Consider the following 14098-nt stretch of genomic DNA (forward strand, 5'->3'; position numbering starts at 1 on the left):
GCGTACACCGACGCTCTTCACCACTCATCAGGCCGAGCGTTAGCTCGCCTGCTGCTCTTGATCTTGATCCACCCGCCCCTTCGGGAGGCTGAGTGGAGGTGTGCATCCGGGGAGTGGCGCGCAGCGCCGTTCGACGCAGTCGAACACGCTGCATGTAGGTCGTCGCGAAGCAGACCGGAGGGCAGTGTCCCCGGATGGATGCCGGAGCGAAGGAACGCCGAGCCCTAGCGAGGGGCCGGACGCTGGGGCGAGACCTTTTGGTTCCTTTTGGGGCGTTTGCCAAAAGGGACTCGCTGTAAGAGCGAAACCATAGGCGGTCGTTACCGCAGGAATGGATATGTACCCAGTCAACAAAATACAGGTCGGCTGTCAGGCCGCCTTCGCAGGCAAGCCAGCTCCCACAGGGTCCGCGGATATTCGCAAGAACCTGGTCGGCCCGAAGGCCGCCACGTCACTCATCCTCACCCTCAGGCACCACCTTGGCCTGGGTCAAATACCGGTCCAGCGTCTCATCCTGCACCGGCGCCGTCTTGTCCCCCGCCACCTGCCACATCTTGCGTTCAATCCCCTGGGCCAACAGATGCCCCACCGCCGCTTCGATCGCCGACAACACACACAACTGCGCCGGTTCGTTGGTGGTGTAGCCGACCTCGGCCTCGAGCAACTTCTTGAACTCGATGAACTTGAACACCCCGGCACTGCGGGCCACAGAGTAGATGGTCTTGCTGGTCATCACGTTGGCCAGGATCTGCCCGCTGCGCACATCCACCGCCCGCAGGTTCACCGTGACCTGATCCACCCGATACTCGCGGGAAATGTCGATGCCCAGGTAACCGGCCCCTTCCCCGCCGCTGCGCACGTTGGTGTCGTACGCGATGATCCCGCCCTCGAGCATCATGTTCGCCGCCTGCAGGGGCGGCAGCTCACCCTGGATATTCATCGGCGTATTCGGCTTTTTCTGCGAGGCGCGGATGATCTTGCGTTCGGTCAGCAGGTTTTGCAGCCCCTCGCGTTCCAGCACCACGAACCAGCCGCTGGCCTGCATCGCATCCATCAACATGCTCGCCGCGCCCTGGGTCACGCTGGTGGAAAAGGAACTGGCCGGGGTCGGTTTGTACTGCCCGGTCTGATCCCGGAAACCGTACACCACCGCCATCAACCGGCCCTTGGGCCGTGGCATGTTCAGCAAGTCATAATAGGTCGACGCCCGAGGTGTCAGGGTCGGGGTTTCGGTGTCCTGCTCCGCCGACATCGGCTCGCGCACACTGCACCCTTGTAATGCCGCCAACATCAGCCCTAGCGCTATGATCTTTTTCATGTCCTTGACTCCCCATTGACCGAGCCCCTCAAGGGGCCAGGCCATTCACCTGGATTTCCGAAATTTCACCGGTCGCTCGGTCGGTCACTTCAATAGTCAGTGCGCCGGAGTCATCGATGACGTTTACGATAAAAGCGTCGGTGGACAGGCTCCCCGTGTTGCCGGTGGAGATGTTGTCCAGCAACTGTCCCAGCAACCGCGATTGCAACTGGCTGCTGAAGCGTTCGAGGGCCGAGGTCCCGGCCAGCGAAGTCCGGTCTTTCAAGTCCGGATCGTCGTAGTCGTTTTGCGACTGGGCTTTGTTGAGCAGCCAGGTTCCGTTCAACGGGTTGCCGCCGAATGACGGGTTGATCGGCGTGTAGACCAGCTCCGTGGCCTGGACCAGGCCGCCACTGGCGAACCCGAGCAGGCAGATGGCGGCCAATGAAAGTCCGGGGCGGTGCAACAACGTTTTCGTTTTCATAGTTCGTCCCTCTCAAGGTCCGTGGTGTCCTGCAACAAGGCTTCCAGCTTGCGTTTGACGATCTGCCCACGCACCCAGTCGGCGGCGTCGGACGCCTCCTCCTTGAGGTCCACGGTGTTCGGCGGCAGGAAGCGCCGATAAACCAAACGCTGTTGATACTCCACCGTCACCAGGCTGCCCCAGCGTGCGGAAGGTCGTTCGCGTACCACCAGGTTGAAATCCATGGGGCTGGTGGCGCGCAGGCGTTCACTGAACGCGTAATAAAACTCGTGGCCGATGTGCGAGATGGTGTCATCGACGATAAAGCCCATCATTTCGTCCTCTTCGGCGGCCGCGGCAAACGGCGTCGCCAGCAGCAGGATCAGCGCCAGGCAGAATCTGTTCATGGCATCACCCCTTGTGGCGACCGGGACGGACTTTTCGGCCCCGACGTGCCCTCGAGGAACGCCTTCTCGGCCACGAACTGCCAGTCCTTGTAACTGGCCATGCCGGTGAAGTCCGACCATTGACTGGGGAAGTCCGCCTGTTTGAGCGGCTTGTCCGTCGAAGGGCTGTAGAGGCCGGTAATGCGCCCGTCGAAACCGCGCATCAGCGCCCATTCGCCGCCCCCGATCGGGTCCGGGTACAGCTGGCGAATATGGTGTTTGGCATTGGGGAAACGTTCGTCCTGCAGCAGGTCCGCCAGTTCCTTGGGGTACTGCGCCAGGCCCGGCGAGCTGCGGTAATAACTGCGCAATGCCTGGGCGTACTGGGTACCGACCCAGAGCAACTGGCGTTCACGATCCCGGCGCGAGGCGGTCGACCATAATTCGCCGGCACTGGCCAGGCCCATGCCCATCACCATGATCAGGAACAGCACCCCCAGGTAGGTGAAACCCGCCTGGTTCGAGGGTCTACCACTCGGCATAAAGGCTGCCATCACGCGCCCTCCCTGTCGCACCGCTCTTGATATCGGCGACGCCGCCAGGTACACCGTCCGGCGGCGCCACCAGGACCCACAGGTCCTTGCGTTCGGCGATCGGGTCCATCGGCGGGTTGCGCAGGTAACGCTGCTCCACCAGCTGTTCGATGGAATCGGGGTAGCGCCCGGTGTCGCCGTAATAGTGGTCCAGCGCCTCGCGCATCGCCGACAGGCTCTGGCGCAGGGTGGTCTCCTTCGAGGCTTCGAGGCTGTTGAAATAGCGGGGCAAGGCGATGGTCATCAGCGTCGCGATGATTGCCATGACCACCATCAGTTCCAGCAGGGTAAAACCCTTTTCCCGGCGCATAAGTCACCACTCCCGGTAGGCGATGCCGTTGAGACCCTTGCCGCGCGCCTGGGAGTAGACGTCAAAGACGTCTTCGCCCTCCCGCGGGCTTTGAGCCGTACTGTCATAAGAGCGCAAACCCCAGCCGCCTTCGTCGTCGCGCTTGACCGAGGCCAGCGGATCGCGGGGCACCCGGCGCAGGAAATAGAACTTGGCGCCCTTGGCACTGCGCACATCGCGCACGCCGTCCACCAGCACTTGCAGATTCGGTGGATAGCCGCTGTTGTTCAGCGATTTCTCTATGTAGCCGGCGTCGAAGGCGCGTTTGTAGGCATCGATGGCGTCGCGAATCTGGTACAGGGCCGTGCGCAACTCCTGCTCCTTGCCCCGGCGCACCACCGTCTCGGTCAGCGGCGCGGCCATGCCGGCCAGCAGGCCGATCAGGGCCAGCGTCACCACGACTTCGATCAGGGTAAAACCGCGTTGCGAGGCGTTCATGATCAAGGCTTCTCGATAACGACTTGGGTGGTGACCGCGACCGGCCGATCGATCGCCGCAGGCGCGCCAGCCGACTCCAGCCGCCGGTCCGGCGCCTGGATGTGCATGCTGGTTTCGGTGCCGGTAGGAAATTCCATGTCCGAGGGGCTCTGGTACGGCAGGTTGCGCACGATCCGCGGGGTGATCGACAGCACCAGTTCCGACTTGCCGACGGTGTCCTTGTTGCTGCCGAACAAGCGACCCAGGCCCGGAATGTCGCCGAGACCGGGAATCTTGTTGCCGGTGGCGCCGTGGTCGTTGCGCATCAGGCCGGCGAGGATCTGGGTTTCGCCGTCATGCAGACGCAGGGTGGTCTGGGCGTTGCGGGTGTCGACCTGAACCGGAATCGTGCCCTGGCGGGTCGGCTCCAGCGGGGTGGCGTTACTGACTTCCAGGGCGATCTTGATCGCCACTTCGTTGTTCAGGTGCACGGTCGGCTGCACTTCAAGTTTGAGACCGACATCCAGGTAGGTGACGCTTTCGGTGATCACCGGACCCTGGGTCGACGGCACCGAGGTGGCGCTGATGATCGGCACGCGCTGACCGATGTGGATACGCGCCTGTTCACGGTTGCTGACGCGAATCACCGGGCTGGCCAGGGTGTTGATGTCGTTGTCCTGGGCGTTGATCTTGGCCTGGGGCGAGGGCGAGATGCTGATCCGGCCGGAGTTGATGCCCTTGAGCTGATCGAGCAAGGTCACCGCCGAACCGTCGCTGTTGACCACGCCGAACGTGTTGGGCCATTGCAGGCCGAGGTCGAGAATGCGCTGGGTCGCGACTTCCATCACCTCCACCTCCAGCACCACTTCCGGGTTGGACTGGTCCTGGGACTGCAGGAGTTTTTCCGCCATGCGCACCGCGTCTTCGCTGTCGCGCATGGTCAGGGTGTTGAGGCGTTCATCGACGAACACGTCACGGGTCTTGAGCATGGTCTTGATCATGTTCAACGCGGTGTTGGCATCGATGCTGGTCAGGTAGAAGGTGCGCATCACCAGTTCCTGGTAATCCTTGACCTTCTGCGGCGAGTCCGGGTAGATCAGCAAGGTGTTTTCGTTCACCACTTTCTGGTGCAGCTGGTTCTGTTGCAGCAGCAATTCCACGGCGTCTTCGATGCGCACGTCGCGCACGAAGATGGTGGCTTTCATGTCCGGGCGCAGGTCCTTGTCGAAGATGAAATTCAAACCGGCGACCTGGGACAGCACTTCAAAAATAACCTTCAGGTTGGCGTCGCGAAACTCCAGGGTCACCGGCCGGTCCAGGCGGGTGCGCAGCTGCGGATAGGTGATCACGTTACGGCTTTGCACCAGGCGGATGTTGCCTTGCAGTTCCAGCGCGCCCTCATTCTTCGGATCCAGCTCGAGGATCTGTTTCACCTGGCGGTCGGCGCCGTAGATGTCACCGCGGCGCAGGTCGCCACGGGCCAGTTCAAGCTTGTCTTCCATGCTGCGCAGGTAGTCGAGCTGGCGCAGGGCGTCCTGGGCGCGGCGGTTGTTGGGTTCAATGGTCAGCACCCGGCTGTAGGCCATGCGTGCCGAGGCGAAATCCCGGCGTGCACGATCGGTGTCGCCCTGGGTCAGCAGCGCCGTGATCGCCTTGGCCCGACCGCTGTTGCGCAACAGGTGCAACTCGGTATCGCGAGGGTTCTCCCGCAGCCCCTCCTCGACCCGGGCCAGGCCGGCTTCGTACTGGCCCTGCTCGATCAGCTCGGACGCTTCCTTGTTGGCCACTTGCGCCGTACTGCACGCGGCCAGCGCTACGCACAGGCCAAGGCTCATCAACAACCGGGATTGGTTCATTGCGTGCTCCCCACAGACAAGGTCTGGGACAAATGCAGAGGCAGGTAGACAAAGCTCAATTCCACATCGGAAATGCCCTCGATCCGCCAGGTTTCGTCGATCACATCCCCTTTGCGCACGACGTATATTTTTTCGCCGTTCTGCAAAAACACTTGCAGGTCGGAACGGTCATTCAACTTGCCGATGAACTGGAACGGCATTGGCGGTGCGCTGGGGGCTTGCACCACCGGGGTGACGATGACGGGTTGTTCGGTGACGCTGGCAAGCGTCGGGGCCGCCTTCCAGCTGCGGGCGGCGAACAGGTCGCCAGCCGGGGTCAGGTCCTTGACCACCGCCGGTTTTTTAGCGGCCGCCGTCGCTGGCAGTGCACCGCGGGTTTTGCTGGTACTCGAGGTGGACGCGGGGGCGACCGAGACCTCTATCTCCTGCGACGGCATCCAGTAGTCGGGCAACCAGGTCAGCGCCGCCGCCACGCCGAAGAACGCCGCCCAACCCATTACGCGCTTGGTATTCATCATGACCTCGACAGGTAAAGGGTCATGCGGATCCGCCCGGTCAGGTCGGTGTCGGCGATTTTCTTGCGCTGGAACTCCACGTCCTCGACCACCACCGCTGGCAACTGGCCGAGCAAGGCATGCAGGAAGCGCCGCAGTTGCGGGTAGGTGCCGCGCACCGGCAGCAGGATCTGATAGCGGGCCAGGTGCGTCTTGGGGTCGATGCCCAGGGAATACTCGCCCCGGGCCAGGGTGATGCGTTCCTGGGCCGCCAGCGCGTAGATCTTGTCGATGGCGACTGTAGCCTGTGGTTGCGACGGCAGCTTGCTGCGGAAGTCGTCGAGCTGACGTTGCGGCACCACCGGGGCGGCGACGCTGCCGTCTTCGACCCGGGCCAGGTACTCGCCGGCTTCGCGGGTCTGCTGGCTGAGGGTTTGCAGCGCCTGCCAGTCCGGCATCAGGCCGCCCAGGCCATACAACAGCGCCAGCAGCAGCATTGCCAGCCCGGCCAGGCCGGGCACGCCCAGCCCCTGCAGGTATTCGTGGACGATCAATCTAGGGATTTGCATCGCCAATCTCCCAAGCAGCCGACAGGTTGAATTGCACCGGTTGTTCCGGCGATTTGACGACGATTTCGTGGCTGAGCAGCGACACGTCGGACAGCTCGTCGCTGGCTTCCAGACGCTGGTGGAACGCGAGCATGGCTTCCAGATCCCGTGCCTCGGCGCTGATCCGCACCTGGCCTTTGCGCGCATCGGGGGTAAGGGTCAGCAAGGCGATATCATCCCGGGGCATCTTTTCGAGCATGGCGAACAGCCGCTCCCAGGGCCGACGCAGTTGCTGCGAAACCTTGCGCATCTCGGCCAGGTTCTGCGCCTGTTCCCGGGTTTCGGCCGGGGTCAGGCTGGTCTTGGCGCCGGTGTCACCGGTGAGCACGCGCTGGGCGGTCTGCAGATGGCCTTGCTGTTGCGCGGCCTGTTCATTGAGGTGCTGCTGGACGAAGAAGCAGCCCAGGGTCAGCACCAGGCCACCGGCCAGCAGGCTCCAGCCCAAGGGGCCCGAGCGGCGGCGCGGCTGAAAGTCGAGCATCAGGGCGCGCATGTCAGGCCACCGCCCGGGACATGACGTACAACGCATCGCGTACGCCGGTCCGGTCTTCTTCAAGGGTGCGCAATAGCACACCGGGTACGTCGGGCTGCGCCTCGATACGCGCCGGCGCATGCAGGTAAACGCTCAATGGCCGTTCACTGGTGGAGGCCTGCAACTGGCTTTCACGACCGATCAGCGCGGTCAGTGCGGCGTCGCTGTCGCCGGTGCCGACCGAACGCACCGCCGCCCAGCGCCCTTCCCGGGCCAGCAGCAATACACTGCGCACCGGCTCGGCGACCACGAACAGGAAATCGCCGGCATCGAGGCTTTTATCGAAGTGGTTGAAAGCGGCCATCAGGTACGGCTGCACCGAGCGCAAGCGCAGGCCGCGCTCGCTGACCAGGCTGCGCAGGCGCGCCAGCAGGTCTTGCGGCAGCGCACTGGCGACGCGGTCGTAGCCCGCGGGCTCGGCCGACAGCACCAGGCTCCAGGGTTGAGTCGGTACGCCGAAGAGGTCTTCGAAACACAGGTGCGCGAACCCCTGCAGTTCATCAGGGCTGCTGATCTGGTCGCTCCAGGGCACCAGGCAAAAACGACTGAAGTGCCCGGAAATCACCACGCTCAATTCGGCACCGGCCCGGGTATGTTCAGCCAGCAGGCAGTCGAGGGTGTCCAGGGCCACAGCCCAGGCATGGAACCCTTCGTCGATAAAGCCGACGCTGCCCAGCCACAGGGTTTCGTTACCCTTGCGCTGGCCGAGGCCGACGCCGCTGGCGCCGAGCACGGCGACAAAACGATCACGAGACAAAAGTGACACGATTGATCTCCTCGAGCGTGGTCCGCCCCTCTGCAACCAGTTCCAGAGCCGACTCGCGCAGCAGGCGCAAGCCACGTTTGCAGGCGTGTGCCTTGATTTTCGAAACCGGTTGGCGCTCGACGATCATCTGCCGCAGCTCGTCGTCCAGGTGCAGCAGCTCGGCGATCGCGGTACGCCCGCGGTAGCCGGTGCCCCGGCAATGGCCGCAGCCTTTGCCGTGGACGAAGTGGTAGTGATCGACCTGCTGTGGGTCGAGTCCGCTGAGGCGCAGTTCTTCATCGGTCGGGTTGCTCGGCGCGCTGCAACTGGCGCACACAAGACGGATCAACCGTTGCGCCAGCACCGCGTTGAGGGCCGAGACCAGGCTGTAAGGGTCGATTTCCATCTGGGTGAAACGGCCGATGACGTCGAACACGTTGTTGGCGTGGATGGTGGTGAACACCAGGTGTCCGGTGAGCGCCGACTGCACCGCAATCTGCGCGGTGTCGGGGTCGCGTATTTCACCGACCATGATCTTGTCCGGGTCATGGCGCAAAATCGAGCGCAGGCCGCGGGCGAAGGTCAGGCCTTTCTTTTCGTTGACCGGGATCTGCAGCACGCCGGGCAGTTGATATTCCACCGGGTCTTCGATGGTGATGATCTTGTCCACGCCGTGGTTGATCTCGGTGATCATCGCGTAGAGGGTGGTGGTCTTGCCGCTGCCGGTGGGGCCGGTGACCAGCACCATGCCGTAGGGTTCGGCGGCCAGCCGACGCAGCTGGCGCAGGGTGTGTTCTTCAAAACCCAGGGCCTGCAACTGCACGCCGCTGACCTTGTCCGCCAGGTCCTGTTTGTCCAGCACCCGCAACACCGCGTCTTCCCCGAAAATGCTCGGCATGATCGACACCCGGAAGTCGATCTGCCGGCCGCTGATGCCGATCTTGAAGCGACCATCCTGGGGTACGCGTTTTTCGCCGATGTCCAGTTCGGCCATGACCTTGACCCGGGAAATCACCTGTTCGGCGAACTCGCTGCCCTGGATCTTGCTGATGTTGTTCAGCACGCCGTCGATGCGGTACTTGATCACCAGGCCGCTGCCGGTGGTGCCCAGGTGGATGTCGCTGGCGTGCATTTTCAGCGCGTCGTACAGGGTCGAGTTGACCAGCTTGACCACCACGCTGGCGTCTTCGCTGATGCTGGTCAGGGACAGGCTTTGCAGGGTATCGATTTCGATGTTGGCGTCGGCCTGGGCGTTGAGCGATTCCACTGCGTGGAAGCTCTCTTCGTGACGCGCCAGGTAGGCTTTGAGGTCGTCGGCGTGCACCAGGTACAGCGGCGCGCCGTGCAGGCAGTCATCGATCCAGGCCAGGCGCGAGCTATCGAAGGGGTCGGCAAACACACCGATGACCGCATCGGCGTGACGCAGAAGGATGAATTCGCGCTTGAGGCATTGGGCCAGGGTGACCCGGTCGAACACCGGGGTGGCTTGAAACAGGCTGTCGGTGTCGAGCACCGGATAATGCAGGGTCGCGCCCAGGCACTGGATGAAGGGCATGGGGGCCAGTTCGCACAGCACCCCGAGGGCTTCCAGGACCCGCTCGCCGGAACTGGTGGCCCGGGCCCGGGCCTGGGCAAGTTGCTCACTGGAAAAACGGGACGGTATACAGTCCAGCAGCGCCGGTTCGACGGCAAGGGATAGACGGTCCATGGCATGCTCTCCAACGCCGGGGGCTTTGAGCCCTGTCGACGCGGCGAGCCGTTACGGCCTGTCGCGCCCCTAATCCCCGGTGAGCAATTGTCCGTCGTCTGGTGCCTTGGAAGTCGATGAGGTTCTTCGACGATCTGCCAGCACCCAACTGCCGTCGTACAACTGCAGCGGGAAACTTTCGGTCCTGCTCTGGCGTCGTTCGACAAAACCTTCGGAGCTGCTCATGCCTGCTTTGGGTTCGCGCTCCACGCCCAGAAGATCGCAGACTGCTCGGGCCAATTCCGCCAATGGAAAGGGTTTGAACAGGATATGACTGACTCCGAGTTGCCGGGCCCGCTCACAGACTTCAGCGGTTGGGTGCCCCGTGATCAGTACAAAATGACAATTCCTGTTCCGGCGGACAGCATCGAGCACCTCAAAGCCTTCCATATCGGGCAAGCGGTAATCGAACACCATCACATCGGGTGCAAACCGTTCGGCTTCACCGATACCCGTCGCACCGTCATGTGCAATCCGGACGTCCAGCCCTTGCGCCTGAAGGTAATCCTTGAGGTTTTCGGCAAGGAGCTGTTCGTCTTCGACAACCAGTACTTTGTTTAACAAGGTCGACTCCTTGAAAACCGCAGGTCCGATGTTCCAGCCCTGGGAGTGCGCCCTTTACAGGACTAACGCACACTTCATGCCAGGCCGGGCGCCGGTATTATTCTCTGTTCATGTCCTTGAATTTGAAGACAATGCCCTATCGTCCAGCAAGTACTGCCCCCAAAGACGGGGAAGCGTGTGGATGGGCACTGAAGCTCTTTCCCCACTATTGGGGGGTAAACCTTCATTCATCGTCAATACGCTCGATTCGATTACTGGAACGTAACTGCGCCAGAACGTCTCGACGAGCCTGGGCCTGTTTTTGCCGGGCGAGGTACACCCGAACCATCTCAAGCCCTTGCTCCTCTGAGACATCGGTCGCCTCCAGGTGGTTCTGCACATAAATAAGATGCCAGCCGACCGCCGTGCGAACCGGCTCGCTGACGGCTCCCGGCTTCAGGGCGAACGCCGCCGCTTCGAACGCCGGCAACATGCGCCCCCGGGGGAAATAGCCCAGGTCCCCGCCTTCGCTGGCGGATGCATCTTCGGAGCCGGCCCGGGCCACGCTGGCAAAGTCCTCGCCCTGAGTGATTTTCACACGCAACTGCTCCAAGCGTAGCCGCGCCGCTTCAACTGTGGAAGGGTCGGCATCTTGCGCCACCTTGATCAGGATGTGCCGGGCCTGGACCTCTTCGGGCCGGCTCATTTCAGCGCGATGCGCTTCATAGAAGGCGCGGATCTGCTTTTCATCCGGTTCGGCGGCCTTGGTCAGGTCGGCGAACACCTGACGGGCGGCGAGTTCACGGCGGGTGTACTCGATATAACCGGCTTCGTCGAAGCCGGCATCTTCAAGGCGCCGGGCGAACTTATCCGCATCGCCGATGGCCTGGCGGGTCTGGTCGACCTGGCTGTGGACCATGGCGTCGCTGATCACCACCCCGCGCTTGACCGCTTCCTGCCACAGCAGCTCGCGGTCGATCAACGCGTCGAGAGCGGCCTGCCGCAGTTGCTTGTAGGCCTTGGGGTTGCGAATGCTCGCCACTGCCCGGCCCTGGTCCTCGAGGAATTCGGCGAAATAACGCTCCAGGCGCCATTCGGAAATTTCCTCGCCGTTGACCCGCGCGGCAGCCGGGCTATTGCCGCCAAACGCCACGGGCATCCACATCGTCATAAGAATCAGCACAGTGTTGAGTTTCATCATCGACCTCCGGTCAGGGCGTGGCGGCAATGGGTTTGTAGGGTGCTACCAGATAGAAGCGCTGGTCGGGCAGCTCGACGGTGACGATGTGCGCGCCGCTCAAGCCCTGGCGCCGACCCGGACCGAAGCTGATCTTCGGGGTCAGCCCGGTATCGAAGTCATGCAGACCTTCCAGCGCGTTGACGAGCTTCTCGCGGCTGGCGTCGCGTCCGGCCTGCTTCATGCCCTCGCTGAACAGCAGCATCGAACTGAACGCGCCTACCTGCAGCACCGCGTGCTGCCCGCCGAGCCCCTGGTGCTTGCGCATCCGGGTCAGCGCCAGGCGTCCGGCCAGCGTCCAGTCACTGGGGACGAACGGATAGGCCAGAAACACCCGCCGGGAAAACCCACTGGGCACTTGCAACAGATCGCCGGCCACCTGGTTCGAGGCGGCGAACAGGTAAGGCACTTGCCCTGCGGTCTGCAAGCGTGCGGCGAAGCGACTGAATCCACCACCGCTGCCCAGGTAGAACACCGAGCGCGAGCCCAGCGGCACATCGTCCCGGGCCGGGTCATAGGCTTGCAGACTCACCTTTTGCCAGGCGCGATCCTGCAGGTACTGACTGAGGTTCTGCGCCGCCACTTGTTGTCCGGGCTCGTCCGGGTAGGTGATCAGCGTCGGTCCCTGGAGCACCCGTAAACTGGTGGTGGCGTAATCGGCCAGGGCGATCAGCTGTTCACGCAATCCCGGCAGCGGCTCGAAAATCTGCCGACTGGCCTGGGCCGTCCCCAACAGCGACAGCGGTCCGATCAACGGGATGCCGGCCCGATCCAGGCGCGCCGCCAGATCCGAATCCAGTGCCGGTACCAGCGGTGCGATCAGGGCGAATACCTGCTCCTGCTCGATCAAGCGATCCAGCGCCTGCTCGGCACTGGCGCGATCCGGACCCGGATCGACGATGGTCAGGTACAACTGCCGGCCATGGATACCGCCCGCTTCATTGATGCTCGCCACGCTGCCCTTGAGCACCGAGGCCACCGTGGCGCCCTCCTCGCTCAACGGTCCCTGGCTTGGCAACAACGTGCCCAGATGCAGCGTGGCGGGGGTCAGGCCCGGGTCGCGGTCATCGGCCAGGCGCTTGAGGTAAGCCGTCAGGTTGCGCTGATCATTCATCGACAACACGAACCGCGGCATCGCCGGATCCAGCCGATTGTTGCCCGGATCGCGCCCTTCCTGGATCGCCCGCGCCAATAGGCCTTCGGTATATGCCGGGTAGTCACGGCCATTGATTTGCTGCTGGCCATAGTTGCTGGTCAGTCGCGACCAGCTCAGGTCCGGCGGCCGCACCCCGCCTTCCGGCCGCCCCTGGCCGTCGTTGCCATGGCAGTTGGCACACGGAAGGCTGCTGGCCGGCAGCAGCATGTTCGCCGCACCGACCCGGGCCATGATCGGCTCACCGCTGCCCGACACCCCTTCGCGATACAGCCGCTTGCCGGCACTTTCGCTGGGGCTCAGGGGTAGCCCCTGGGCGGCGAGACTGATGCCGCCGAGCAGTAGCAGGCCGAGGATCAGTGAGATTTTCATGGCGCGGGCTCAACGACCGGCCACAGGCATTGTCAGCAACTGCAGGCGCTGGGCAATGGCGGCGGCCGGGGCATCGGGACGGATCTTGCTCCAGCGCTTGTTGGCGACGTCACCGACGATCAATTGGGTGGAATGCTGCTCGGGGCTCGGCAGGATCTGGCCGATGCGGCTCAGTACAAGGTCGATCTGCGCCTTGTCACCGGTAAGAAAAAGCCAGTGGGGCCCATCGACGCCCTGCTTCAAGGTGTAGGCCTTGAGTACCGCCGGGGTGTCCCGCAGCGGATCACTGGTAAGGGAGATAAAGGTGATGCCGTCGGCCTTGTCACCCAGCACTTCGCGAACCTCCTTGAGCTTGCGGGTAATCAGCGGGCAGGCATCGTTGCAACTGGTGAAAATCACGTTCAGCAGCACCACGCGGTTCTGCAACGCGTCGCTGTAGAAGCGCAGGGTGTTGCCGTTCTGGTCCTGCAGCGGCGTGTCGGTGAACCAGGTCTGCGCATCGCGGGTGCCGCCAGCCGGTTGTGCGGCAGCCGGTTGTGCGGCATCCGCCGCAGGCGCGGCGCTCCCGTGCCCTTCGTGGGAGAACGCCCTGTCGCCGCTAGCGCAAAGGCCCATCGTCAGGAGAATCAAGGCGAGCGCTTTCATGGGTGATGCTCCATGGCAATGGCAGTGTGCTTGTTACGTCCGTTGCGCTGGCCGCTGAGCTTTTCCACTTCGCGGGTCAGCACGGCCGGGTCGGTGAAGCCGTAATAACGGGTCCAGTTGCGGCTGTTGCCGTCCCCCACCAGGATCAAGGGTTGATGGCTCTTGAAGTCGCCGCTGAAGCTGCCCAGGCCCTTGAGGGTTTCGTTGACCGACTGCACGCTGCCGGTGAGCCAGCTCCAGCCCGGACCGATCTGAAAGGTGCGGGCATAGTCGTTCAGGCGTTTGGCGTCGTCGCGCTGCGGATCGATGCTGATGGAGACCAGCTGCACTTCGCTGCCGACCCGGGCGCCGAGCTGTTTCTGCACCTTGGCCATGATCGAGGACACCACCGGGCAGACCGTGGTGCAACTGGTGTAGATGAAGCTCATGACCACGATCTTGTCGGTCACCAGATCCTTCTCGAGACGCACCGTTTTATCGTTCTGATCCACCAGGGCGACGTCGGCGAACTTGACCTGAGCGCTCTCCGAGCTGGCGCTTTTGGCCGGCATCTCATGCCCGGCGTGTTCATTTGCCGAATGCGCCAGGGCCTGGCCGATACCGGCGGTCAACAGGCAGAGTGTCAGCAGCCCACTGTTTGCGAAGCGATTCATGTCAGTTT

General features: G+C 63.1%; 17 protein-coding genes. All 17 read right to left on the reverse strand.

What is annotated here, in order from left to right:
• Positions 1–451: 451 nt before the first annotated feature.
• Complete coding sequence (locus J2W17_RS10030) at positions 452–1318, reverse strand: CsgG/HfaB family protein (protein ID WP_307333076.1); 867 nt, start codon at positions 1316–1318, stop codon at positions 452–454.
• 28 nt (positions 1319–1346) lie between these two features.
• Positions 1347–1781, reverse strand: a complete 435-nt coding sequence (locus J2W17_RS10035; RefSeq protein WP_307333078.1) for a curli assembly protein CsgF — start codon at positions 1779–1781, stop codon at positions 1347–1349.
• On the reverse strand, positions 1778–2167 hold the full coding sequence (gene csgE, locus J2W17_RS10040) for a curli production assembly/transport protein CsgE (RefSeq protein WP_128870090.1): 390 nt from the start codon (positions 2165–2167) through the stop codon (positions 1778–1780). Before csgE ends, J2W17_RS10035 begins: the two co-directional genes overlap by 4 nt.
• On the reverse strand, positions 2164–2700 hold the full coding sequence (locus tag J2W17_RS10045; RefSeq protein ID WP_307333082.1) for a type II secretion system protein: 537 nt from the start codon (positions 2698–2700) through the stop codon (positions 2164–2166). Before J2W17_RS10045 ends, csgE begins: the two co-directional genes overlap by 4 nt.
• The gene (locus J2W17_RS10050) at positions 2675–3049 is read right to left on the reverse strand and encodes a type II secretion system protein (RefSeq protein WP_064678369.1); all 375 of its coding nucleotides are present in this window, start codon (positions 3047–3049) and stop codon (positions 2675–2677) included. Before J2W17_RS10050 ends, J2W17_RS10045 begins: the two co-directional genes overlap by 26 nt.
• A gap of 3 nt (positions 3050–3052) precedes the next feature.
• The gene (locus J2W17_RS10055; protein ID WP_307333087.1) at positions 3053–3526 is read right to left on the reverse strand and encodes a type II secretion system protein; all 474 of its coding nucleotides are present in this window, start codon (positions 3524–3526) and stop codon (positions 3053–3055) included.
• Positions 3527–3528: 2 nt separating this feature from the next.
• Positions 3529–5361 carry a secretin N-terminal domain-containing protein gene (locus J2W17_RS10060; protein ID WP_307333089.1) on the reverse strand — a complete coding sequence of 611 codons (1833 nt, stop codon included), beginning with the start codon at positions 5359–5361 and terminating at the stop codon, positions 3529–3531.
• A complete protein-coding gene (locus J2W17_RS10065; protein WP_307333091.1) occupies positions 5358–5876 on the reverse strand; it encodes a hypothetical protein in 519 nt (172 codons plus the stop codon). The genes J2W17_RS10060 and J2W17_RS10065 overlap by 4 nt, the downstream gene beginning before the upstream one ends.
• A complete protein-coding gene (locus J2W17_RS10070; protein ID WP_064678373.1) occupies positions 5876–6424 on the reverse strand; it encodes a GspMb/PilO family protein in 549 nt (182 codons plus the stop codon). Before J2W17_RS10070 ends, J2W17_RS10065 begins: the two co-directional genes overlap by 1 nt.
• On the reverse strand, positions 6411–6956 hold the full coding sequence (locus J2W17_RS10075) for a PilN domain-containing protein (RefSeq protein ID WP_307333093.1): 546 nt from the start codon (positions 6954–6956) through the stop codon (positions 6411–6413). The genes J2W17_RS10070 and J2W17_RS10075 overlap by 14 nt, the downstream gene beginning before the upstream one ends.
• A 1-nt stretch (position 6957) precedes the next feature.
• On the reverse strand, positions 6958–7761 hold the full coding sequence (locus J2W17_RS10080) for a hypothetical protein (protein WP_307333095.1): 804 nt from the start codon (positions 7759–7761) through the stop codon (positions 6958–6960).
• Positions 7742–9448, reverse strand: coding sequence for a GspE/PulE family protein (locus tag J2W17_RS10085; protein ID WP_307333096.1), 1707 nt, complete (start codon positions 9446–9448; stop codon positions 7742–7744). Before J2W17_RS10085 ends, J2W17_RS10080 begins: the two co-directional genes overlap by 20 nt.
• A 69-nt stretch (positions 9449–9517) precedes the next feature.
• Entirely contained in the window at positions 9518–10051 is a 534-nt protein-coding gene (locus J2W17_RS10090) for a response regulator (RefSeq protein WP_307333098.1), read from the reverse strand.
• 223 nt (positions 10052–10274) lie between these two features.
• Complete coding sequence (locus tag J2W17_RS10095) at positions 10275–11228, reverse strand: peptidylprolyl isomerase (protein ID WP_307333099.1); 954 nt, start codon at positions 11226–11228, stop codon at positions 10275–10277.
• 13 nt (positions 11229–11241) lie between these two features.
• The gene (locus J2W17_RS10100; RefSeq protein ID WP_307333101.1) at positions 11242–12792 is read right to left on the reverse strand and encodes a cytochrome c/ABC transporter substrate-binding protein; all 1551 of its coding nucleotides are present in this window, start codon (positions 12790–12792) and stop codon (positions 11242–11244) included.
• Positions 12793–12801: 9 nt separating this feature from the next.
• Positions 12802–13437, reverse strand: a complete 636-nt coding sequence (locus J2W17_RS10105) for an SCO family protein (protein WP_307333102.1) — start codon at positions 13435–13437, stop codon at positions 12802–12804.
• Positions 13434–14090 carry an SCO family protein gene (locus J2W17_RS10110; RefSeq protein ID WP_307333103.1) on the reverse strand — a complete coding sequence of 219 codons (657 nt, stop codon included), beginning with the start codon at positions 14088–14090 and terminating at the stop codon, positions 13434–13436. Before J2W17_RS10110 ends, J2W17_RS10105 begins: the two co-directional genes overlap by 4 nt.
• Positions 14091–14098 lie beyond the last annotated feature (8 nt).

This window comes from Pseudomonas lini, from assembly GCF_030812475.1.
Taxonomy (GTDB): Bacteria; Pseudomonadota; Gammaproteobacteria; order Pseudomonadales; family Pseudomonadaceae; genus Aquipseudomonas; species Aquipseudomonas lini_A.

Excerpts from the sequence above, each read along its gene's own strand:
- J2W17_RS10030 (WP_307333076.1), bottom strand. The coding sequence starts at position 1,318 with ATGAAAAAGATCATAGCGCTAGGGCTGATGTTGGCGGCATTACAAGGG.
- J2W17_RS10035 (WP_307333078.1), bottom strand. The coding sequence starts at position 1,781 with ATGAAAACGAAAACGTTGTTGCACCGCCCCGGACTTTCATTGGCCGCC.
- csgE (WP_128870090.1), bottom strand. The coding sequence starts at position 2,167 with ATGAACAGATTCTGCCTGGCGCTGATCCTGCTGCTGGCGACGCCGTTT.
- J2W17_RS10045 (WP_307333082.1), bottom strand. The coding sequence starts at position 2,700 with ATGGCAGCCTTTATGCCGAGTGGTAGACCCTCGAACCAGGCGGGTTTC.
- J2W17_RS10050 (WP_064678369.1), bottom strand. The coding sequence starts at position 3,049 with ATGCGCCGGGAAAAGGGTTTTACCCTGCTGGAACTGATGGTGGTCATG.
- J2W17_RS10055 (WP_307333087.1), bottom strand. The coding sequence starts at position 3,526 with ATGAACGCCTCGCAACGCGGTTTTACCCTGATCGAAGTCGTGGTGACG.
- J2W17_RS10060 (WP_307333089.1), bottom strand. The coding sequence starts at position 5,361 with ATGAACCAATCCCGGTTGTTGATGAGCCTTGGCCTGTGCGTAGCGCTG.
- J2W17_RS10065 (WP_307333091.1), bottom strand. The coding sequence starts at position 5,876 with ATGAATACCAAGCGCGTAATGGGTTGGGCGGCGTTCTTCGGCGTGGCG.
- J2W17_RS10070 (WP_064678373.1), bottom strand. The coding sequence starts at position 6,424 with ATGCAAATCCCTAGATTGATCGTCCACGAATACCTGCAGGGGCTGGGC.
- J2W17_RS10075 (WP_307333093.1), bottom strand. The coding sequence starts at position 6,956 with ATGCGCGCCCTGATGCTCGACTTTCAGCCGCGCCGCCGCTCGGGCCCC.
- J2W17_RS10085 (WP_307333096.1), bottom strand. The coding sequence starts at position 9,448 with ATGGACCGTCTATCCCTTGCCGTCGAACCGGCGCTGCTGGACTGTATA.
- J2W17_RS10095 (WP_307333099.1), bottom strand. The coding sequence starts at position 11,228 with ATGAAACTCAACACTGTGCTGATTCTTATGACGATGTGGATGCCCGTG.
- J2W17_RS10100 (WP_307333101.1), bottom strand. The coding sequence starts at position 12,792 with ATGAAAATCTCACTGATCCTCGGCCTGCTACTGCTCGGCGGCATCAGT.
- J2W17_RS10105 (WP_307333102.1), bottom strand. The coding sequence starts at position 13,437 with ATGAAAGCGCTCGCCTTGATTCTCCTGACGATGGGCCTTTGCGCTAGC.
- J2W17_RS10110 (WP_307333103.1), bottom strand. The coding sequence starts at position 14,090 with ATGAATCGCTTCGCAAACAGTGGGCTGCTGACACTCTGCCTGTTGACC.